The following is a 21,512-nucleotide window of genomic DNA, read 5'->3' as shown; positions in this document are numbered from 1 at the left end:
CGCACTTGTGCGCGGGTTGATGGGCTTTTTTCGTGGACATTCGCCACACCCGTAGGCCGTAACAAGCCTGCGCAGTTACGGCATCCACAACCCCCGCCGTAACGGCGCAAGCTTGTTACGGCCTACGGGTACTAGCTTCAAACCTCCAACCAAGAAACAGACATGGAACAACGACTACAAGAATTCGTCGACTCGACTGGCCAATCGATTCGCGTGGACGCCGAGCGTGGTGTGCTGCGTGGCGTCAAGCTGCTGGGGCTCACTTCCCGGAACGGGCGGACCTACCGCGAGTCGGCGCTCACCGGCGCCATCGCGTTGTACGAAGGCGCCAAGGTGAATGTGAACCATCCCAAGGGCTCGCCGCTCGCGCCGCGCGACTACCAGGATCGGCTGGGCGTAGTGCGGCAGGTGAAGCACCGCGCTGGCGAGGGATTGTTCGGTGATTTGCACTTCAACCCCAAGCACGCCCTGGCCGAGCAACTCGCCTGGGACGCCCAGCACGCGCCGGAGCAAGTCGGCCTGTCGCACAACGTGCTCGCCCGCACGTCGCAGGAAGGTGAGGTGACCGTCGTCGAGGCGATCACCAAAGTCGAAAGCGTCGACCTGGTCGCCGATCCGGCCACCACGCGCGGTTTGTTCGAGCAAACGGCCGGCGAAACGCAGCTGTTGGAGTCGCTCACCGTCGAGCAGCTCTCCAGCCATCGGGCCGACCTGGTCGAGGCGATTGAGCGCCCGCTAGTGGAGCAACTCGCCCTGCTGCGGCGGCGCGTCCGTATTGCCGAACTCCTGGCCGAGCACAACCTGCCCCTGCCCGGCGCGCAGCACGCCGAACGCGTCACCACGGCAGCATTTCTGGAAACGCTGCTGCACGCATCGAGCGACGAAAAGCTCGAGACGCTGATCGCCGACCGCGCCGCCTTGGTGCGCAGCGCGACGAGCCACGCCGGGCCGGTGGTGTCGCGCGAACAACACTGGCTGCCCACCGACTCGCACCGCAAGAGCGAATCGCCCAAAGAGTACGCCGCATCGCTGCGGCGCTGAAAGAATGTGGCCGTTCGCTCCGCGAACGAGCGCAATCCCTACCACGCTGATTCGCGGAGCGAATCGCGACTAACTCAACCCCTCTGGAGAAATTTCAATGGCAAACAAAATGCGATGGCGTTATGGCGATACGAATCCGGTGATGTTGCCGGTCGATAGTACGACGGTGATCGAGATCGGCGACTTGGTGTACCTCGACACCGACGACGCGAAGCCCGCCTCGAGCCTGACCGACGCTGGCACCTTGGCCGCCAACCAGGAAGCCTTGCACGACGTGTTCGTCGGCGTGGCGATGCAGGCCTCCGCGACCGGGCAGACGGCCGACATTCGCGTGGCGACCACCGGCGTGTTCGAGCTCGAGTGTGCGTCGGCCACGTTCGAACTGGGCGACCTGGTGGGCGGCGACGAAAACGCCGGCGGTACCGCGCTCGAGGATCAACAAGCGATCGCGGTGACGTCCGAAGACCTGGCGATCGGCCGCTGTGCGAAGCGCGAAGGCGCGGCCAGCACCTCCGTGTACGTCGAAATCGTCGGCACCGTAACCCGCGGCGGTCCCCAAGCTGCCGCGTAGTTACGGGCCAGTGATCAACCAACCTGTGTCATTCTGAAGGGAGTGGAGCGACCGAAGAATCTAGCTCGGATTGCTCGACAACACGCCAGTTCGCGAAGGTGGGACCCACCAACCTTCCGAAATGGTGCCCTGCCAAACCACTGCAAACCAGATCCTTCGGTCGCTTAGGCTCCCTCAGGATGACACGCTCCTCAAACTCCCAACTTCCCAACCAAGGAACGACACGTGACTATTGCCTACAAAGAACTAAAGCGGCGTTATCAGCTCGACGGCGCCGAACGAACGGTCGAGCATTTGAGTGATGCGCTTCGCGAGAAGCACCTGGCGGCTGAGGACTTCAGCATTCGCGACCTGGCCGAGGCCCTCGTGCCCGACGGGGGCGAGTGGGTGCGGACGCTCGATCCACGATCCGGCGGCGCCCACTTGCTGGAAGCGGCCGACGGCGTCGACATCACGGCCTTTCAGAACGTCGCGGGGCAGGTGATCTACTCCAAGATCCTCGACGCCTACACGCAGCAGGCGTTCATCGTATCGAAGCTGGTCGACACGGTGCCCACGCGTCTCGACGGCGAAAAGATTCCCGGTGTCGGCCGCCTGGAAGACATCGATGCCGAAGTGGGACCGGGCATGCCGTTCCCGCATGTCGGTTTCGGCGAGGACTACATCGAAACGCCCGCTACGACGAAGCGTGGGTTCATCGTCCCGGTCACCAAGGAGGCGATCTTCTTCGATCGCACCAACCTGATCCTCCGCCGCGCCAGCGAGGTGGGCGAGCTGTTGGGGCTGAACAAGGAGAAACGTTTGCTCGACCTGGTGATCGGCACCACTAACAACTACAAGTGGCGCGGCACCAGCTACGACACCTACCAGACCAGTGGTCCGTGGGTCAACGAGCTGGCGAGCAACGAGTTGGTGGACTGGGAGAATGTCGACGCGGCCGAACAGCTCTTGGCCGACATCCTCGACCCCAACACGGGCGAGCCCGTGCTGGTGACCGGCACCTCGGTGCTGGTGATGCCGGCCTACCGCCATGCGGCGCATCGCGTGTTCAACGCGGCCGAGATTCAGTACACGGCCAGTGGTTCCGCGACGTCCACCATCGCGGCCAACCCGCTGGGCAACTACACGGTGGCCGAAAGCCGCTTGGCCTACCGACGGATCGTCGCTTCGGGCGAGTCGGCGGCCGACGCCAAGAAGTGGTGGTTCCTGGGCGACTTCCGCAAGGCGTTCGCCTACATGGAGAACTGGCCGATCACCGTGACGCAAGCTCCCCGCGGCAGCGAAGCCGAGTTCGCCCAGGACATCGTCCTGCGGTTCAAAGCCAGCGAGCGCGGCGCCGCGGCCGTGATCGATCCCCGCTTCGTGGTGAAGTGCACGGGTTAGTGAATGACGAATGACGAAGTACCCAATGACCAATGAGGGAAGTCGTTGAACGAACTCGCTGCTTCCCTCCATTGGTCATTGGTAATTCAAAATTGGTCATTCTCCCCCACTCCGGGCGCTTACGCTTCCTGCTCGCCATTTGACCCCTGTTCCCTGAATCCTGACCCCTCTCCACGATGCCTACTTCCAAAACGCTTGCTGTGTTCGACGCGCTCGCTGCGCGGCCGCCGAGTTCTAACTTTGCTCAGCTCGACCTGCGTAACGATCACGTGGTGCTCGACTTCGACGGCACCGCGGCCGAGTCGGTCGACTTCCTGGGCGTGCTGCCTCGCGGGTACGCGGCCAGCGACCTGGAGGTCGTCGTCACCTGGGCGGCTACTTCGGCCACCAGCGGCAACGTGGTGTGGCAGGCGCAGCTGGAGCGTCACCACATCGCCGACGCGACCCTCGGCACGCACGACCTGGACGCCGACGACTTCGGCACAGCCGCCACCGCCACCAGCGCGGCTTCTTCCACCGCTGGCGAATTGGCCCAGGCGGTCGTCGGTGTCGCGGCCGCCGACGCGGATGATCCGAACGCTGGCGAGTCGTATCGGCTGCGGCTCACGCGACTTTCGACCAGCGGTTCGGACACCATGACCGGCGACGCCGAGTTACTGGCGGTCGAACTGCGGGAGGTGTAACCGCGATGGCACTTTCCTTTGATAGCGGCAACCCACGTCTTGTCTTGGGTTCCATCAGCGAACTAAGCGGCGCGAGCCAGATGAGCATTGCAACGTGGCTGAAGCTCGACACCAACACGGTCGACGCCGTGATCGCCATGCGAGGAACGACGTTTGAAGCAGCGGTGCCCTGGGTGCTGTGGCGCGACGAAGCGGCGGCAGCCACCGCGCGCAACAAGACACTACACGCCCACTTGAATACAAATGCAGGCATCGTCTCGGCGGTAGCCAGTGACGGGCTGCTCGACGATACCGATCAATGGCACCATGTGGCCATGGTGTTCGAAGCGGGGCAGTCAGACGGAATGCGGCTGTTTGTCGACGGGGTGCGTGACCCTTACTACGAATCCACCGTGGGTCATAGCCAACTGGTCACCACCAGCGACGACGTAACCATTGGCCTGGACGATGCGTCGAAGTGGCTGCAGGGCGACGTCGCCGAGTTTTGTATTACCAACGACGTGCTGAGCGACAGCGAGATCGCTCAACTTGCCGCTGGCCGCACACCGCTAGCGCTGCCGAACGCCCCCGCGCGATTGGTCGTGTATCAAGACTGCATCCGCAGCGTCAACCGGCCAGGCATCGGGCCCGTGGCAAGCACCGCCGGCACGATCAACCCAGCGCCGCATCCCCGGGTGCTTCCACTCTGTCGCAACCCCATCTACGTGAGCGACATCCACTCCACGATCGCCGGCCCTCACCATCAGGCCGCCAGCGCGATTCGATCTTCCCACTGCGAACCAGGCACGCTGTTTGTCACCGGCACAAGCGGCGCTACTCCAACCGGCGAGGTACACAGCTAATGTCCATGGCAACCGACATCCGAGGCACCGTATTCAAGAACGGCCCAGCCGTGCTGATGGGGCGCGTGGTTGGCCCCGACGGCGACGCCGTGGCCACGAGCGACATCGCGAGCGCGCGATACAGCGTGCTGGAGATCGACCACGTCGATCACGACACGCTCTCTCCTGTCGCAGGGCACGACAACGTCGAACTCGACGTGGAAGAAGTGTTCTACGACAGCCTGCAAACCGGCGGACCGTGGAGCGTCGACGAGACGGGATACAACTTCCGCCACGATCTGGACGTCGCGACCGACGAAGCGTTCACCAACGCCGGCGTCGACTACCAGGTGCGCTACGAAGTAACCCCAGTAGCCGGCCAGAAGATCGTGTTCCGCTTCTTAGTGAAGTGCATTTGACTACGTAGGCCGTAACAAGCTAGCGCAGTTACGGCACCCCTGCCCCCTGACCCCTGAATCCTCCAATGTCCGACACCCAACAACTCGAAACCATCCGCACCACGACGCTCGCGCAGATCGAAGAGATCCGCGCCGACCCCAAGCCCACCTACTGGCTCGACGGCCAGCGCGTGCACTGGCAGGAGTACGTCGAGTCGCTCCAAGCAACCGTCGACTGGTGCGACCGCAAGCTCTTCGAAGCCGAAACATTCGAACTCCGCTCGCGAGGCATCTGATAGTCGCCGCAAGAATGTCGCCGTTCGCTCCGCGAACGAGTGCACGGCGCTAGCAATACTACGCTCCACCCAGACTCCGTTTTGCGCTCGTTCGCGGAGCGAACGGCCACTAACCACGAGTACCATGATGCCGATCACTTGGAACCCAACGGGCGACTTCGCCACGATTGTCGACGCCTCTGAGCCAGTCTTACTGCTGCGGCGCGGTTCGCGCACATCAACCGACATCGACACCGCCTGGCGATTCAGCCACCGCACGGCCGAACGAGAACCCTCCGGCGGCTACGCCACCGCGACCGACGTGGTGTGGCAGTTCGAGTGGCCCGAGGAAGTACGCCCGCCTCAGCCGGGCGACAAAATCCGCGACACGGCCGGCGAGTACTACACGCTACTGGCCATCGAGCGAACGCAAGGCAACACGCGGCTGAAGTGCGAAGCGCGGAATCTGCGCATCGCCCACGGCCTCGACTGTCTGGTCGACATCCAGCAGGCCGTGTGGGACGAGGACGAAATCACTGCCTGGACGACGTTCCGCCCCGCGGTACACGCGCGGATCCAGCCCTTGGAAACCACCGTGGACGAAACGACCGACCCGATCACCTCCACGGCCACGTATCGCGTGCTGCTGGACGACGACGCGCCGCTCGATCACAACCATCGCATCGTCGGTGGGGATGGGGCGGTGTATCGGATGGTGAGCTACTCGGGGGGCGAGCGGTTGGGAGATTTGCCGGTGGCGGTGGTGCGGCGGGAAACGGCGTGAGAATTACCAGGGTAGCAACCGCCAGGGTAGCGTCTGCGACGCAACCCTTCGCTGGGAGACGGAATCCCTTCGGGATAAGAAGGGGCGTTGCGTCTCGGTTGGATTTCGCTCTATCCCGAAGGGATAATGGCCATCAGCCCAGGGTTGCGGCTACGCCGCTACTCTGGGTAGGCGTGCAAACCACATCGCTTACCCCGTAGGGGTTTCGTCATCAGCGTTCGGGGGAATCAATGCCACAATCGCTCGCCAAGATACTTGTACACACGGTCTTCTCCACGAAGAACCGTGAACCATTGCTGCGTGACGAATCCCTGCGGACCGACTTGCACCACTACATGGGTGGCGTGCTCAATACGCTAGGCTGCGCGTCGATGGTGGTGGGCGGCGTGGAGGATCACGTCCACATCTTGTCGCAGCTGTCGCGTACATGCGAACCCGCGGAGATGGTCAAAGAGCTTGTTTCCCAGCGTAGCGGCGACGCCGCAACACTGGGCTGATAGTCGGAATCCCTTCGGGATAGCAATTGCGACATCGCCCCTTATGCCGAAGGCATTACGTCCCCCAGCAAAGGGTTGCGGCGTAGCCGCCACCCTGGAATGAATGCCGCAATCCGGAATGGAACCCGCCCAGGACGCTCGTTCGCGGAGCGAACGGCCACAATCACACCAACGACTTCGCCCGCGCCAGCGTTTCTTCGTACACATGCACGTATTGCTCCGCACTGGTCTTCCAGCTCCAGTCCTGCTCCATGCCGGTGCGGACCAGGCGGCGCCAGGCGTCGGGGATGCGGTACAGGCTCAAGGCGCGTTCGATGGTCGCGCCCAGGGCGTCGGACGTGTATTCGACGAACGAGAAACCGTTCGCGGCGCCGTTGTTCAGGTGGTGGTCCGTGGCGTCGGTGATGGTGTCGGCCAGGCCGCCGGTTGCGCGGACTACCGGCACGGTGCCGTATCGCAGGCTGTACATCTGGTTGAGCCCGCACGGTTCGTAGCGGCTGGGCATCAGGAACATGTCGCCGCCGGCTTCCAAGCGGTGGGCCAGCGGATTGGAGAATTCCAACCACACGGCTACCTGTTCGGGATACTGTGCGGCCAGTTCGCCCAGCAAGTGATGGTACTTCGGCTCGCCGGTTCCCAGGATGGCCCACTGCACCGCGCCGCGCGAGGCGAACTGCGGAATGAGCGGAGCAATCAAGTCGAAGCCCTTTTGATCGGCCAACCGGCTGATGATCGAAATGAGCGGTGCCTCGGGATTTTGGGGCAGCCCAAGTTCTTCTTGCAGAGCCCGCTTGCACTCGGCCTTACCGCCGACGAAGTCGTCGGACGAGTACTGCTTGGCAATGTGGGGATCGGACTCGGGATTCCAGACGCTGTAGTCGCAACCATTCAAGACGCCGAACAGGTCTTCCGAACGATCCTGCAACACACCTTCGAGCCCGCAACCATGCTCGGCGTGCTGGATTTCTTTGGCGTAGGTGGGACTCACCGTGCTCACCGCGTCGGCGAACACCAGCGCGCTCTTCATGAAGTTGAGCTTGCCGTAGAACTCCATCTGCTGCCAGTTGAAGTACTTCCAGTCGATTCCCGTGAGGGCCATGTCCCAATGCCAGAATGAGCCCTGATACGCCAGATTATGAATCGTGAACAACGAGGCGATTTGATCGAACGCAAAGTCGCTGCTCGACTCGGTCTTCAGATACACGGGAATCAGCCCCGAAGGCCAATCGTTGCAATGCACGATCTGCGTTTCGGGCTCGAGGTGTTTGATTACTTCGAGCACCGCGCGGCTAAAGAACACAAACCGCTCGCAGTTGTCCTGATAGTCCTCGCCCGCTTCGCGGTACAACTCTGGCCGATCGTAATAGCTTGGCTGGTCGATCAGGTAGACTGGCACCTTCGAGTCAGGAAAGTAGCTGCGCAGCACGGCCGCGCGAATCGGCTGGCCGGCGATCGGCACCTCGATCTCCAGCCCGGTGGGCTCGATCGGTTGACCGCAGTTCTTCGTTTGGCGAAACGCCGGCATTACCAGGCTGGTGTGCAGGCCGCGGGCGGCCAGCTCTCTGGGCAAGCTGCCGCAGACGTCGCCCAGGCCGCCGGTTTTGGCAAAGGGAACCGCTTCGGGAGTGGCGAACAGGACGTGCATGGGCGAAGAACCGTGGGCAGCGGGCGGGGAGCAGATACTCAACAATACCACGATCGGCAAAGTTTCGGCACCCGATTGAGCTTGCGCGACCCGCATCGCGGGAAAAGCTCCCCACGGCCCGGTGCAATCGTTAGGAGCGAACCAAGCGGAGCGGCGGCGCGGAAAGTCGCTGGGAGTGGGGCGCGGAATACGGCGAAGGGCAAGCCAGTATCGAGTTTGCGAGCAAATTCACCATTGGCTCGCCACTCGCGGTGGCTTCGGCATACGGCTCTAGCCACCCACCACCTGGGCGATGGCCTCGGTCAGCCGATCGACGTTCGACTCGGTGATGCCGGCCACATTGATGCGGCCGGAATCGACAATATAGATGGCGTGCTTCTCGCGGAGCGCGAGGACCTGCTCCTTGGTGAGGCCAGAGAACGAGAACATGCCCCGCTGAGCCTTGATGAACGAGTAGTCGCCCGGCGCGCCCTTTTCGGCCAGCTTGTCGACCAACAAGGTCCGCATGCCGTTGATGCGGTTACGCATGGCGGCCAGTTCGGTGTGCCACTCGCTGCGCAGGTCGTCGTCGGCCAGCACCGTGGCAACGAGCCGCGCGCCGTGCGCCGGAGGATTACTGTAGTTGGCGCGGATGGCGCGCTTCACCTGGCTGCCGACGACCTTCGCCCGGTCGGCATCCGCCGCAACGAATGTCGCCGCGCCGACGCGCTGGCAGTAGAGACCGAAGTTCTTGGAAAACGAACTGCAGAGTATGAACTCTTCACCAGAGCGGGCCATGGTTCGCAGGCCGACTGCGTCCTCGTCGATGCCGTCGCCGAATCCCTGATAGGCGAAGTCGAGCACCGGCAGCAACTTCTGGGCGTACAGCACGTCGGCGATCTTGCTCCACTCGTCGGGCGTGGGATCGACACCGGTTGGGTTGTGGCAACAGCCATGCAGCAGCACCGCATCGCCTGCGGGAATCTTCTGCAGCGCGTCGAGCATGTCGCCCAGCGCGAGGCGGTTGTTGGCCTTGTCGAAGTAAGGGAACTTGGCCAGCGACACGCCGGCCGCCGAAAAGACATTCGCGTGGTTGGCCCAAGTGGGATCGGTTACCCACAGCGTAGCGCCCGGCAGGTTGGCCGCCAGGAAGTCGCCCACCACGCGCAGCGCGCCGGTGCCGCCGGGGGTTTGGGCGGTGAACGCGCGGCCGCTGGTCACTACTTCATGCGCCGAGCCGAAGGCCAACTGCTGCACGGCCGTGTTGTATTCGGCCACGCCTGGAATCGGCAGGTAGGACGAACCCGCATCGCCGCGAGCCAATTGCTCTTCCGCCTTCTTGATACACGACAAGGCAGGCGTGTTGCCGGACGAATCCTGGTAGACGCCGACGCCCAGATTGATCTTCTGGGGATTCGGATCGGCGCGAAATGCCTCGGTGAGGCCAAGAATCGGGTCGGCTGGTGCGGGTTGGATGGATTCAAACATGCAGGTGCAAAGGGGTTCGAGGCTGGCGGGTGAATCTGGAGGATGGGCGGTGAGCTACCCTTGTTAGTCGCTTGCCAGGGGCCGGCGGGCACTACAAAATCGTTTATAGAGCGACACCCGTTCGGTTAATAGTGTTCGGGTGGGTCGCCTCTGGACTGCGAACCCGCCTACGGGCCTGGACGGGTAGGCAAAAACTCTACTCTACCTGGCGACGATCGAGAGACCCATGGCGGACAAGAAACTTGGCGTGTGGCTGGTTGGCGGCTGTGGCAATGTGGCCGCGACCGCCATCCTGGGCCTCGTGGGCCTGCAAAAGAAATTGGCCCCCACCACCGGGCTAGTCACCGAACTGAGCGATTTCTCCGCCCTGCCGCTCGCCGAGTGGGACGACCTGGTGATCGCCGGGCACGACATCCGCACGCCCAACCTTCGCGCCACGGTTGGCCGATTGGCCAACGAGCAAGTGGTGCCTCGCGAACTGGTGGAAGCTTGCGGCGACGAACTATCGGAGATCGATGCGCGCATCAAGCCAGGAATCGCCTACAAAGCAGGCGACGCGATTCGTGCATTGGCCGACGTATCGGTAGACGACGACGCGACAACGGCTCCCAGAACGCTCGTCTCGCGACTTCAGAACGATCTAGAGAGCTTTATCGAAGCGAATGACCTGCGCGGCGCGGTGGTAGTAAACGTCGCCTCGACCGAACCGCCGTTGGCCTCCGAGTTGCCGGAGCGATGGGAAGCGTTCGATGCGCTGTTGGATGAACCTGGAGCCGCGATCCCCGCGAGCACGCTGTATGCGGTGGCCGCGTTGGAGCTTGGTTTGCCGTTTGTAAATTTTACTCCATCCGCCGGAGCGAGCTTTCCGGCGGTTGAAGAGCTGGCAAAAAGAAAAAAAATTTGCCACGCCGGACAAGACGGCAAGACGGGTGAAACGTTGATGAAGACGGTGCTCGCGCCGATGTTCGCTGAGCGGAATTTGGAGGTCCTCAGTTGGGTGGGCCACAACATTTTTGGCAACCTCGACGGCCGCATTCTCGACAACCCCGAAAACCGTGCTGCGAAGGTCGCCACCAAGGACCGAGTGGTCGGCGGAACGCTCGGATACGACCCACAGACGCTGGTTTCGATCGAGTACATCGAAAGCCTGGGCGACTGGAAGACCGCGTGGGATCATATCCATTTTCGCGGTTTTTTAGGGACTTTAATGACTTTGCAGTTCACCTGGCAGGGTTGCGACTCGGCCCTGGCCGCGCCGCTGGTGCTCGATTTGGTGCGTCTGGTGGATGTCGCGCGGAGGGCCGGCGAAGTGGGCGCGGTAACCTCGCTCGCGGCGTTCTTCAAGCGTCCTCTGGGCGCCGATTGTCATGACTTCGCGCGGCAGCATGCGCGGCTGCTCGAATGGATCCGCTCGACCGCCCAGCAGATGGGCTGACAGTCTCCGGTGCGCGTCGAAGTGGTGTCGAACGCGCGGTGCATCGGTGAAAAAATGTGTGGCGAGCGCCATCATTTCTGCCGATTCCACTTGACAACCTATCGTGTGAATTGCTTCAATTCGCGCATGAGTGTTGATCGGAAGTTGAGTTGTCGACCGATCAACCCGCCTTTCGCAACGGAGGCGAACAACTCGGTCACTCCCTTCCTTCAAGCGCCCAAGGGATTCGACCACGTAACTACCACGGGCGCGTAAAGAAGGAGCCATTGGAGATGGCAACAAAGAAGAAGGTGGCTAAGAAGACCACCAAGAAGAAGGCCGCACCGAAGAAGTCGACTAAGAAGAAGGCCACCAAGAAGAAGGCCACTGCTAAGAAGTCGACCAAGAAGAAGGCCACAAAGAAAAAGGCCGCGGCGAAGAAGTCGACTAAGAAGAAGGCCACAAAGAAGAAGGCCACTGCCAAGAAGTCGACCAAGAAGAAGGCCGCCAAAAAGGCTCCCGCCAAGCGCAAGTCGACCAAGAAGAAGAAGTAGTCGAATCGGCTTGGCCGCGACCGCGGCGTACCGAGCAACACACAAAAGGCTGGCAATCGCACTTTCGGGTGCTGTTGCCAGCCTTTTTTCGTAGTCCGGACGGTAGGTCCCCACGGCTATCCGGCGTTGACGGTGACAAACTCCGCTGGTACCCTAACTTCAAACTAAGTAACAAGTTAGGAGCAGATTTAGCCCACGTGTCCGATTCTCCCCCAACCGCCAACACGCCCGACTCGCCCCATTCGAGCGCTCAATTCTCCGAGCTTGGCGTCTCGGACATCATGCTGGCTTCGCTGGAAAAAGCCCACTACCACCAGCCGAGTCCCGTTCAGGCAGGCGTGATTCCCGTCGCCCTGACTGGCAAAGACGTGCTGGGCCAGGCCCGCACCGGCACCGGCAAGACGGCCAGCTTCGGCATCCCGATCCTGGAGCGTCTGGAGCGCAAACGCGGCGCCCCGCCCCAAGCATTGGTGCTGGTGCCGACGCGCGAACTGGCGGTGCAGGTCCGCGACGAAATTGACAAGCTGAGCCACGGCCGCAAAGTACGCACCATCGCCGTGTACGGTGGTAAACCGATCCGCCAACAGGTCTCGAGACTCGAGAAGGGCGCCGACATTGTCGTCGGCACGCCAGGGCGTGTGCTCGACCACATGAGTCGCGGCACGCTGGTGCTCGAAGGTCTGCAAACCGTGGTGCTGGATGAAGCCGATCGGATGCTCGACATCGGCTTCCGGCCCGACATCGAGAAGATCCTGCGCCGCTGCCCCAAGAAGCGGCAAACACTGCTGCTGAGCGCCACGGTGGCCCCGGCCGTGGAACGTTTGGCGCAGCGGTACATGCACCAACCAGTGGTGCTCGACTTCTCCGACAAGACCAAGACGGTCGACACCATCGATCAGTACTACTTCACCGTCGAGCAGCAGCGCAAGTTCGACCTGCTCAAGAAGCTGATCGAGCGCGAACAACCCGAACAAGCGATTGTGTTTTGCCGCACCAAGCGCGGCACCGATCGCATCCAGCGCAAGCTCACCAAGGTGGTCGAGGCCGTGGATTGCATTCACGGCGACATGGCCCAGGGCGCTCGCGACAAAGTGATGCGGAATTTCCGCGAAGGCAAGATCAAGGTGCTGGTGGCCACCGACGTGGTGGGCCGTGGTATCGACGTGAGCGGCATCTCGCACATCGTCAACTACGACATTCCCCAGGCCTCCGACGACTACGTGCACCGCGTGGGCCGCACCGGCCGCATGGGCCGCGAGGGCGTGGCCTACACATTTGTCACGCCGGAAGAAGGGCAAGAACTCACGCGCATCGAGATGCTCATCAACCGCTTGTTGAAGCGGGACGAAATCGAAGGCTTCTCAACGATCACCCCGGTGGCCGGATCCCCCGACGCGCCCGAAGCCGAGGAAGAAGAAAAGCCCAAGCCGCCACAGTTGCCGGGCTCGCGCCGCGGGCGGCGGCATCGCCGGGCGCTGTAATCTTTCCCGAATTTTCAGCGAGTTCAAAAAACGCTTGAATTGTCGGCGACACTAGAATAGTGTACATAAGTTACCCAATCCCAAAACAGGGGGAGGATTGCCGTGGCGCTTGCGTCAAAAATCGAATGGACCGAGGCAACTTGGAACCCCGTCACCGGTTGCACCAAGATCAGCCCTGGCTGCAAGTTTTGCTATGCCGACCGTATGGCAAAGCGACTGCAGGCAATGGGACAGGAGAGATATCGCAACGGTTTCGAGTTGACTCTTCAAGAGGATCTGGTTGATCTACCCCTCAAGTGGAAAAAACCAAAGGTCATATTCGTCAACTCGATGAGTGACTTGTTTCATGCGGCCGTTCCCGATGAATTCATACAACGCTGCTTCGACACCATGGAGGCGGCGGACCAACATACGTTTCAAGTATTGACCAAGCGACCAGAGCGCGTCGCGTCCGTTGCGAAGAAACTCCCATGGCCCAGAAATGTTTGGATTGGAACTAGTATCGAGAATTGTGATTACTCTTGGAGAGCAAAAGAGCTGGCAAAGGTGCCCGCATTTGTGCGATTCCTCTCTGTGGAGCCATTGCTCGGACCAATTCCAAGACTCCCGATTTCAAACTGCGAATGGGTGATCGTAGGAGGAGAATCGGGGCCGGGTGCGCGCCCAATCCGGCGCGAGTGGGTGGTTTCGATCCGTGATCGCTGTCTGAAATACAACGTGCCCTTCTTTTTCAAGCAATGGGGCGGAGTGCATAAATCAAGGACTGGTAGAGAACTTGACGGACGGACTTGGGATCAAATGCCAAGAATGCAAGGGGTGGGCGATGGGAAGAAAGCGCGAGCGATGGCCGGAGTTGTGTGACTTAGTACACCCAGACGATGGGCTGCCAGTTCGAGACGCTGGCATCTGGACTGAAGACAAGCTTTGGTACTGGAACAGGTATTTGGAGATTACCACCAGTGCGATGGTTGGAAATCCCAAATGGGATGGGGGAATCATCTACGTCGACCTCTTTGGTGGTCCCGGGGTAATTCAAATCCGGGATTCACGGCGACGCATACCGGGATCGGCTCTACTCGCCGCCAACACCCCAAAACCATTCGACAAGCTAATTGTATGCGAGAAGGACGAACAGCTAGCTAGAGTTTGCAAGACGAGATTGGAAAGCGCTGGCGCTGGAGATCGAAGCACCATCCTCGTCGGCGACTGCAATGACCTAATCGACGAAGTTGTCGCCGCGATTCCAACTCGAGCACTAACGCTTGCGTTCATCGATCCAGAAGGGCTTCATATTCACTTCCAGACAATTGAGAAGCTGGCTCATGGACGAAAGGTCGACCTGCTCGTGCTATTCGCCGATAGCATGGATCTGGTTCGAAATGTCGCCTTCTACGCACAACAAAGCGAATCTAATCTCGACAGATTCTTGGGTTCGGATTGCGATTGGAGGACTCAATGGCAGAATCTCCCCAATCAGAGTCGCGAAAACGTTTGTAAACTCTTCCAAGAAATCTATCAGACTCAACTGAACCAAAAACTGGGATACGAGGTATTTGCAGATCAAGTCATGCGATCTAGAACTACGGCAATTTACCGGGTCATTTACGCCAGCAAGCATCCCAAAGGACTGGAATTCTGGAACAAGATATCTCGTATTGATCGCAGTGGTCAGCAGACCTTATTCGGATAACAGCCGCGGAACTCACGATCAAACTCCTCAAACGGGCGTACGCGACCGGACCGCATCGCCTCGACACCTTCTGCGATCGCGAGTCGCTCACGATCTCGCTCGACGAGGATCTGGAGGTATGTCTCGACCGAAGCGTAGCCAGCAGCGGTAGCTTGTTGCTGGAGTGCGGGGTCGGTGAAGAATTCGCTAGTCATGAAAATCGTCTCCTTGCGTTCATTCTAGCGACCGCCCTCTGGGAATGCCAACAATTCCCCGTGCTCCGAAGGCGCCATCACCGCAGCCCGAACTCCGCATAGCTCCCCACGTTTGCCCGGTGAATACCATCGAGCGCGGTTCGCAGCTCTCTGCTCGACCGCGGTTTCCACTGCGGTGTGACTAATTCGCAAGTGGCAGCGGACGTCGCGGCTGGCTTCGGGACATACGTTACCGGGACTTGCCGATAGCGATTGACGAGATAGCGGAGCACCTTGGCCTGCGATAGATCCCAGGCTCTGCGCGATGGGGTGCGGCGCCAGGCAAATTGCCGGAGTTCGCGATGCCAGCGCGTTTTCAGGTCGGACGAATCCATGAAGGGCTCCACTTGTCGTTTTATCCGATTCGCTAAGCAGTTCCCCAGCGAAATCCGGGATATTCCAAAGCCGCGGCCTACTTTGCCGCGGTAAACTCAGTACGCAGGAACTCGTACGCGGTATTCCACTTGTCGGCGGCCGCTTCGAAATCGACCTGCATGGCTTTCACGGTCCCGGGTGTTTCCACGCGGGGCACGGCCGTCGTCTTGGTGTTCAAGGGAATCTGCGCGCTCTCGCCGCGAACCAGCAGGCCTTCGGTCTCGGGCTTGAGCAAGTACGCCATCAGCAGTTTGGCGTTCTCCTGGTGCGCGGAGCCTTTGATCACCGCCACCGTGTTGGGAATGAACAGCGTGCCGAGTTCGTCTTCGCCTTGGTCGGGGTAGATGATCGCAATGGGCGAGCCGGCGTCCATTTCGACCATCGCGTCGTCTGTATCGGTTAGCCCGAAGGCCAACTCGCCGGCCGCCACGCGGCGGGCGACGTCGCGATTGCCGGAGAGGATTTTTGCGTTGGCTTTCACCTTCTCGAAGAAGTCCTTGGCCTTCTCGTCGCCCCAGGTGGCGAACAAGCAGGCCGCGTGCGTAGCGGTGGTGCCGAACAGCGGTTTGGCGATCGCACACTGGTCGCGCCACTGCGGATCGGTCAGGGCGTGGATCGTCTTGGGGCGTCGCGCGGCGGCCATGCGGTTGGTGTTCACCACCAGCACCCGCGCCCGCGCGGCGAAGCCGACCCAGGTGCCGTCGCTGCTTTTGTATTGGGCGGGATAGTCGGCGGTCTCTGGCAGGTTGACCTTCTCGAGCAGGCCCTCCTTGTCGAGCCGGATCATGTGCAGCACCTCGTTGTTCCAGAACAAGTCGCATCGCGGCCGCCCGCGCTCGGCAAGAATCGCTTCAGCCAGCCCAACCGTCTTGGTGCTCTCGGTATCGGTCTTGGTGAGGATCTCGATGCCGGTCTGCTCGTTGAATCCTCTCAGCACGGGGGCGGAGAATACGTCGTCGTGCGCGGTGTACACCACCACCTCTTGCGGCTTTTTCTTGCCACAACCCACCGCGCAGAGTGCGACGAACAGTAGGAAGCTCAGGAAGCTCCGACCAAGCTTCGTGGGGGCGATTTCAGGCTTGGTCGATGCTGCGAGCCTTGCGCCATTTGCCAGGGTTGTTGCTGCCATGCTAAATTCTCCTTCATGCAATTGATCTGTTTGGGCACCACCGGCTTTCATCCTAACACGCGGCGGCACACCGCGTCGTTCCTGCTGCCCGAGGTGGGAGTGGTGCTGGACGCCGGCACAGGGCTGTTCCGCCTGGCCGATCATCTGGCGACCGAGCGAGTCGACATCTTCCTGAGCCACGCCCACCTGGACCATGTTAGCGGGCTGACCTACCTGGTGGAAACCTTCGGCGTCGACGCCCACGATCAGGTGACTGTCCACGGCACGACCGACAAGCTCACCGCCGTGAAGCAGCACCTGTACGCCCCCGCCATCTTCCCTGTAGCTCCAGGTTACAAGTTTTGCGAACTTGGCGAGACCTGCCAGTTGCCGTGCAACTCGGCAGGCGACGCCGGCACGATGCGGACGTTCCCCATGAAGCACCCCGGCGGCTCGATCGGCATGCGGCTCGAGTGGCCCGATCATTCGCTGGCGTACGTGACCGACACCACCGCCACCGCCGACGCCGACTACATTGAGCAAATCCGCGGCGTCGACCTGTTGGTGCACGAGTCGAACTTCCCCGCCGGCCACGACGAGTTGGCCGAACTCACAGGGCACAGCTGCTTGGACAAAGTGGCCCAAGTGGCCGCCGCCGCCGAAGTAGCTCGCTTGGTCGTCACGCACGTCGACCCATTTCTGACCAAAGAGACTGATTTCGATCTAAGCGACGCGCGGAAGGTGTTTGCGGAGATTGAGATTGCTGAGGATCTGGATGTGCTGGAGTTTTGAGGGGTTCTCCAACACTACAACGCTAACTCGAATGACAAATCTGAGTTAGCCACAGAACAACACCGATGAAACACGGACCTCTAGGTTTGGCAACGCGGGGCGATTGCGGTCTCGGACGTGCTCCGGCTAGTCGAGACTGTGCTCCTCGACCGCCGTTATTGCTCGACACGTAACCCAGGGCGGCGCTTTGGCTCGTACCTCACCGGCGCTCTACCCTGGGCTGTCATATTTTGCTCCTTCGGAGCTATGCTCGTTTGGTAGTGATGCGCCATACGTACGACGATTGGAGCAAGCATGTTGTTTTCAGAATTCAAGCAACTGGTGGCCGATGGCAATCTGCCGGCAGTGCGCGAAGCACTGGACCGCGATCCTTACCTGGCGCAGGTTGTGGACCCTGCGGATGAATCCTGGGACGAACGAACCGCATTGCATGTTGCTGCCAAACATGCTCACCTCGAAGTCATCCGATTGTTGGTGGAGCGGGGCGCCGAAGTCTATTCCAATCCACTCGCTGGCTACCCTGCCCTTTTCATTGCGACCTACTGGCGGCACCTACCTGACAGACCAAATGCACAGCACGTCGAGGACTACTTCCTGCACGAGGTTCCGCACTTGGCCAAGGGAACCCAAAAACTTGGTGCAACCATTCACATCGCGGCGCGCGAGGGTTGGTACGATATCGTCCGCCAGCATGTGCAGCTGGACCCCCTGGCTGTTCATCAACGTGGACTGCTCGGTGATACGCCGCTGCATTGGCCCGCACACAACGGATTTGTCGAGATTGTGCAGCTGCTACTGGACGCCGGCGCGGATGTCCACGCCCAGGAACTCGGTTGTTATGGTGGCACTCCCCTGCATTGGGCATCGGAACACGAACCCGCGGTGGTTAGGCTGCTGCTCGAGCGAGGGGCCGACGTCAACTCAGTCAACCAGCGTGAGGAGTCCGATTTCTATGGGATCACCCCTCTGATGATGAACGTCCTCATGAAAGACGATTCGGCGGAGGTCACCCGGCTGTTGATCGATGCAGGGGCGGACCTAGCTGTGCGATACCGCGGGAAGTCGTTGCTGGAAGTGGCGGAAGAGAAAGGGAACAATCGCATCCTGGCCGAGCTTCGCCGGGCCGCGCTCTAGAGCGAGGGTCTACTGCAACCAACAGGCACGAACCGCACCGCTTGCAAAACCCGTCTGGCGAGCCATCCGAATCGTTGAACTCAGCGCGGTTTTCCTGTGGCGGCAGCTAAACCTTGACGATTGAGTAAACTGCCAGCATTACCCAAGGGCGTGGCAAAGGTGCGGATTGCACCGACCAAATGTCCTATAATCGTTCTGCCAATCTTGCCTCCGCACGTAGCCTAATGTGCCGGTATTCGGTAGTATCACGATGAATCGGGTAGTGCCAGCATTGCCGCCGTCCCCCTTCGAACCGTCAAACTCTACTGCCCCCTTTATAATCGCCATGTCGTCATCCATCCGTCTGGTTCTCGTTCTGCACAATCACCAACCCATCGGAAACTTCGATGGCGTCATGGAGCAGGCCTACCAGGATAGCTATCTGCCGTTTCTGGAAGTCTTCGAGCCGTACGAATCGCTCAAGCTGGCCATTCACACAAGTGGTTCGCTCATCGAGTGGCTCGATGAGCATCATCCCGAGTATCTCGACCGACTAGCCGCGTTGGTTTCGGCCGGCCGGCTCGAAATCGTTGGCGGCGCGTTCTTCGAGCCGATCCTCACGATGATTCCTCCGCGCGACCGCGTGGGGCAGATCACCAGCTACACCGAGTGGCTGAACAACCGCCTCGGCTGCGACGTGCAAGGCATGTGGATGCCCGAACGCGTGTGGGAGCAAACGCTCACCAGCGATCTGGCCACGGCCGGCATTCGTTACACGGTGCTCGACGACTTCCACTTCAAGAACGGCGGTTGGACCGAAGACCAACTGCACGGCTACTACCTTACCGAGAACAACGGTCAGCTCGTGAGCGTGTTCCCCGGCAGCGAAAAGCTGCGTTACACGCTGCCATTTGCCGAGCCGCACGAAACGATCGATTACCTGCGCCACGTGGCGTCGGTCCAGCCGAACGCCATCGTGACCTTTGGCGACGACGGAGAGAAATTCGGCACGTGGCCCGACACCAAGGCGCACGTGTACGAGCATGGCTGGCTGCATCGGTTCTTCGACGCGTTGGTCGAGAACCAGGACTGGATCCATGTCACCACGCCCACCGAGGCGCTGAACAACGTAGCTCCCTTGGGCAAGATCTACATTCCCGAATCGAGCTATCGCGAAATGACCGAGTGGGCCCTGCCCGCCGAGCAGCAGAAAAAGTACGAGGACGTGCACCACAGCCTGGAAGAGCAAGGCCAATGGGAGCCGGTCGCTCCGTTCATCCGCGGCGGCTTCTGGCGGAACTTCAAGGTCCGCTACCCCGAGACCGGCGAGATGTACGCCCGCATGCTCGAAGTGAGCAATCGCCTGGCCGAGCTACGTGGCGAAGGCCAGCAGAGCAGCCAGCTCGATCAGGCCCAAATCGAGCTGTACCGCGGCCAGTGCAACTGCAGCTACTGGCACGGTGCGTTTGGCGGAGTGTATCTGCCGCACCTGCGGAACGCAGTCTACAACCACCTGATCGCTGCCGACAACCTGATCGACGAGCACCTGGGACAAGGGCGCACCGATGGCGACTGGGTGACCGGCGAAGCAGCCGACTACAACCTGGACGCTCGCCACGAAGTGCGTCTGGCTTCGAACTCGCTAGTGGCCTACGCGGCTCCCGCGGCGGGTGGCTCGCTGTACGAGTTGGACATTCGCTCCATCTGTCACAATGTGCTGGCCACGCTCGCGCGACGGCCCGAAGCGTACCACCGCAAGGTGCTCGCCGGCCCGGCGGGTGCCGATGGCGATGTCGCCAGCATCCACGATCGCGTGGTGTTCAAGCAGGAAGGCCTCGACAAAGAGGTAAGCGTCTACGACAGCTACCTCCGCAAGAGCCTGGTCGACCACTTCTACGACCTGGACGTGTCGCTGGACGAAATCGCCACGAACGGCTACCGCGAGCAGGGCGACTTTGTCACCGGCAGCTACGAAGGCAAGCTGCGTCGCGCAGCGGACAAGATGCAAGTGATGATGACACGCGACGGCCACGTCGACGGCCACCCGGTCCGCATCACCAAGGGCGTGACGCTGGAGTCGGGTGGCAGCGAACTGGAAATCGCTTACCTGCTCGAAGGCCTGCCGACCGACCAGCCGCTGCACTTCGGCATCGAGTTAAATTTCGCCGGCATGCCCTCCGGGGCCGACGACCGGTTCTTCCACTCGGGCGATGGCAACTCCATCGGACAGTTGGGCGAGCGTCTCGACCAGATCGATGTGCAGTCGCTGCACCTGGTCGACGGTTGGCTGGGCGTCGACTGCGGATTGTCAATCGACCGCCCCACGAGCATCTGGACGCATCCCATCTCCACCGTGAGCCAAAGCGAAGGTGGTTTCGAGATGGTCCACCAATCGGTGGTGGTGCTGCCGCACTGGATCCTGCAAGCCGACGAGTCAGGCCGCTGGAGCGTCAAGCTGCGACTGGCCATCGACACCAGCCAGGCCGAATCGCGGATGGCGGAAGCCGAATGTGCGGTGGGGAACTGAGCGGAAAGCTGTAGGCCATTTGCTGTTAGCAGTTCATGAGTGGAGTTGTACGTCGTCCCCTAGCCCATAGCCGCGGAGCTACGCCTCCGCGGTTTGCGGAGCAAGAAAGATGGAACTGCACGACTCTCCCAATCCTCAGCAGATGCCAACTCCACCACCACCGCGTGGTGTGCAGTTCAATACGCTCGCTCTGCTCGCGATTCTTACCGTCGCGTCGCTAATTCTGGCGGCCTACTTTGGCATCGGTCGCGCGTTTGGTATTGAAACAACGCAGATATTGTTCAACGGCCTCGGGCAAGCTGCGTACTATGCGCCCCAGGCGTTGGTTTGGATTGCAGGAATCGTCTTTGCATTGCAAAGCAGGCGACTGCCGCGCTCGGTGGCCCGGTTGGTCGTCGTCGCATTCAGCGGATTGCTCTTTACATCGCTGCTGGGCGGTTTAGGGCAGATGGTGCTCATCCAGATGCTATCCAGTGGCATGCTGGGCTCAAACAACATCTCGATGTGGTTTCTCGCCTACGGAATCTCGCAATCGTTGATTAACGCATTTTGGTGGGTGCTGATCCTGATGGCTATCTTCCGCGGGCGCAGCACTGCCACCGATGTTACTACTCAGGAACCGACAGATTTGTAGGCCGTAACAAGCTTGCGCAGTTACGG

General features: G+C 60.9%; 22 protein-coding genes. 18 read left to right on the top strand and 4 right to left on the bottom strand.

Annotated features, from left to right (window positions below):
• Positions 1-162: 162 nt before the first annotated feature.
• The 9 genes from ACQK2L_RS09460 (at position 163) to ACQK2L_RS09420 (ending at position 6,453) form a co-directional block, all read left to right on the top strand.
• Positions 163-1,041 (top strand): hypothetical protein, encoded by an 879-nt coding sequence (locus tag ACQK2L_RS09460; RefSeq protein WP_425396706.1) that lies wholly within the window; start codon positions 163-165, stop codon positions 1,039-1,041.
• A gap of 97 nt (positions 1,042-1,138) precedes the next feature.
• Positions 1,139-1,612 carry a capsid cement protein gene (locus ACQK2L_RS09455; RefSeq protein WP_425396705.1) on the top strand — a complete coding sequence of 158 codons (474 nt, stop codon included), beginning with the start codon at positions 1,139-1,141 and terminating at the stop codon, positions 1,610-1,612.
• Between the two features lie 225 nt (positions 1,613-1,837).
• Positions 1,838-2,995, top strand: a complete 1,158-nt coding sequence (locus ACQK2L_RS09450) for a hypothetical protein (protein WP_425396704.1) — start codon at positions 1,838-1,840, stop codon at positions 2,993-2,995.
• A gap of 176 nt (positions 2,996-3,171) precedes the next feature.
• Positions 3,172-3,678, top strand: coding sequence for a hypothetical protein (locus tag ACQK2L_RS09445; RefSeq protein ID WP_425396703.1), 507 nt, complete (start codon positions 3,172-3,174; stop codon positions 3,676-3,678).
• A gap of 5 nt (positions 3,679-3,683) precedes the next feature.
• Positions 3,684-4,520: a LamG domain-containing protein gene (locus ACQK2L_RS09440; RefSeq protein WP_425396702.1), complete on the top strand. Its 837-nt coding sequence runs from the start codon at positions 3,684-3,686 to the stop codon at positions 4,518-4,520.
• A complete protein-coding gene (locus ACQK2L_RS09435) occupies positions 4,520-4,918 on the top strand; it encodes a hypothetical protein (protein ID WP_425396701.1) in 399 nt (132 codons plus the stop codon). Before ACQK2L_RS09440 ends, ACQK2L_RS09435 begins: the two co-directional genes overlap by 1 nt.
• 65 nt (positions 4,919-4,983) lie before the next feature.
• Complete coding sequence (locus ACQK2L_RS09430) at positions 4,984-5,193, top strand: hypothetical protein (protein WP_425396700.1); 210 nt, start codon at positions 4,984-4,986, stop codon at positions 5,191-5,193.
• Positions 5,194-5,317: 124 nt separating this feature from the next.
• Positions 5,318-5,956 (top strand): hypothetical protein, encoded by a 639-nt coding sequence (locus ACQK2L_RS09425; protein ID WP_425396699.1) that lies wholly within the window; start codon positions 5,318-5,320, stop codon positions 5,954-5,956.
• Between the two features lie 230 nt (positions 5,957-6,186).
• Positions 6,187-6,453, top strand: coding sequence for a transposase (locus ACQK2L_RS09420; RefSeq protein WP_425396698.1), 267 nt, complete (start codon positions 6,187-6,189; stop codon positions 6,451-6,453).
• A gap of 163 nt (positions 6,454-6,616) precedes the next feature.
• Here the strand turns inward: ACQK2L_RS09420 and glgA are convergent, their stop codons facing one another.
• On the bottom strand, positions 6,617-8,098 hold the full coding sequence (gene glgA / locus ACQK2L_RS09415) for a glycogen synthase GlgA (RefSeq protein WP_425396697.1): 1,482 nt from the start codon (positions 8,096-8,098) through the stop codon (positions 6,617-6,619).
• A gap of 270 nt (positions 8,099-8,368) precedes the next feature.
• Positions 8,369-9,565 carry an aromatic amino acid transaminase gene (locus ACQK2L_RS09410; RefSeq protein WP_425396696.1) on the bottom strand — a complete coding sequence of 399 codons (1,197 nt, stop codon included), beginning with the start codon at positions 9,563-9,565 and terminating at the stop codon, positions 8,369-8,371.
• Positions 9,566-9,791: 226 nt separating this feature from the next.
• Between ACQK2L_RS09410 and ACQK2L_RS09405 the strand changes: the two genes are divergently transcribed.
• The 5 genes from ACQK2L_RS09405 to tcmP all read left to right on the top strand — a co-directional run bounded on the left by ACQK2L_RS09405 (position 9,792) and on the right by tcmP (position 14,704).
• Entirely contained in the window at positions 9,792-11,000 is a 1,209-nt protein-coding gene (locus ACQK2L_RS09405; protein ID WP_425396695.1) for an inositol-3-phosphate synthase, read from the top strand.
• A 272-nt stretch (positions 11,001-11,272) separates the two neighbouring features.
• Positions 11,273-11,533, top strand: a complete 261-nt coding sequence (locus ACQK2L_RS09400) for a hypothetical protein (protein WP_425396694.1) — start codon at positions 11,273-11,275, stop codon at positions 11,531-11,533.
• A 197-nt stretch (positions 11,534-11,730) separates the two neighbouring features.
• Entirely contained in the window at positions 11,731-13,014 is a 1,284-nt protein-coding gene (locus tag ACQK2L_RS09395) for a DEAD/DEAH box helicase (protein ID WP_425396693.1), read from the top strand.
• Positions 13,015-13,116: 102 nt separating this feature from the next.
• Positions 13,117-13,875 carry a DUF5131 family protein gene (locus ACQK2L_RS09390; RefSeq protein ID WP_425396692.1) on the top strand — a complete coding sequence of 253 codons (759 nt, stop codon included), beginning with the start codon at positions 13,117-13,119 and terminating at the stop codon, positions 13,873-13,875.
• Positions 13,838-14,704, top strand: a complete 867-nt coding sequence (gene tcmP / locus ACQK2L_RS09385; RefSeq protein WP_425396691.1) for a three-Cys-motif partner protein TcmP — start codon at positions 13,838-13,840, stop codon at positions 14,702-14,704. Before ACQK2L_RS09390 ends, tcmP begins: the two co-directional genes overlap by 38 nt.
• Here tcmP and ACQK2L_RS09380 read toward each other — a convergent pair.
• Complete coding sequence (locus tag ACQK2L_RS09380; RefSeq protein ID WP_425396690.1) at positions 14,683-14,898, bottom strand: hypothetical protein; 216 nt, start codon at positions 14,896-14,898, stop codon at positions 14,683-14,685. The genes tcmP and ACQK2L_RS09380 overlap by 22 nt on opposite strands.
• A 451-nt stretch (positions 14,899-15,349) precedes the next feature.
• A complete protein-coding gene (locus tag ACQK2L_RS09375) occupies positions 15,350-16,441 on the bottom strand; it encodes an extracellular solute-binding protein (protein ID WP_425396689.1) in 1,092 nt (363 codons plus the stop codon).
• A 15-nt stretch (positions 16,442-16,456) separates the two neighbouring features.
• On the opposite strand from ACQK2L_RS09375, the gene ACQK2L_RS09370 reads away from it, so the two are divergent.
• From ACQK2L_RS09370 to ACQK2L_RS09355, 4 genes are all read left to right on the top strand, one after another.
• The gene (locus tag ACQK2L_RS09370) at positions 16,457-17,212 is read left to right on the top strand and encodes an MBL fold metallo-hydrolase (protein WP_425396688.1); all 756 of its coding nucleotides are present in this window, start codon (positions 16,457-16,459) and stop codon (positions 17,210-17,212) included.
• Between the two features lie 294 nt (positions 17,213-17,506).
• The gene (locus ACQK2L_RS09365; protein ID WP_425396687.1) at positions 17,507-18,346 is read left to right on the top strand and encodes an ankyrin repeat domain-containing protein; all 840 of its coding nucleotides are present in this window, start codon (positions 17,507-17,509) and stop codon (positions 18,344-18,346) included.
• A gap of 325 nt (positions 18,347-18,671) precedes the next feature.
• Positions 18,672-20,852, top strand: coding sequence for an alpha-amylase/4-alpha-glucanotransferase domain-containing protein (locus ACQK2L_RS09360; RefSeq protein ID WP_425396686.1), 2,181 nt, complete (start codon positions 18,672-18,674; stop codon positions 20,850-20,852).
• A 109-nt stretch (positions 20,853-20,961) separates the two neighbouring features.
• The gene (locus ACQK2L_RS09355; RefSeq protein ID WP_425396685.1) at positions 20,962-21,486 is read left to right on the top strand and encodes a hypothetical protein; all 525 of its coding nucleotides are present in this window, start codon (positions 20,962-20,964) and stop codon (positions 21,484-21,486) included.
• Positions 21,487-21,512 lie beyond the last annotated feature (26 nt).

This window comes from Aeoliella sp. (genome assembly GCF_965227375.1).
GTDB lineage: Bacteria > Planctomycetota > Planctomycetia > Pirellulales > Lacipirellulaceae > Aeoliella.
This window is presented reverse-complemented; position numbering and strand designations above follow the sequence as displayed.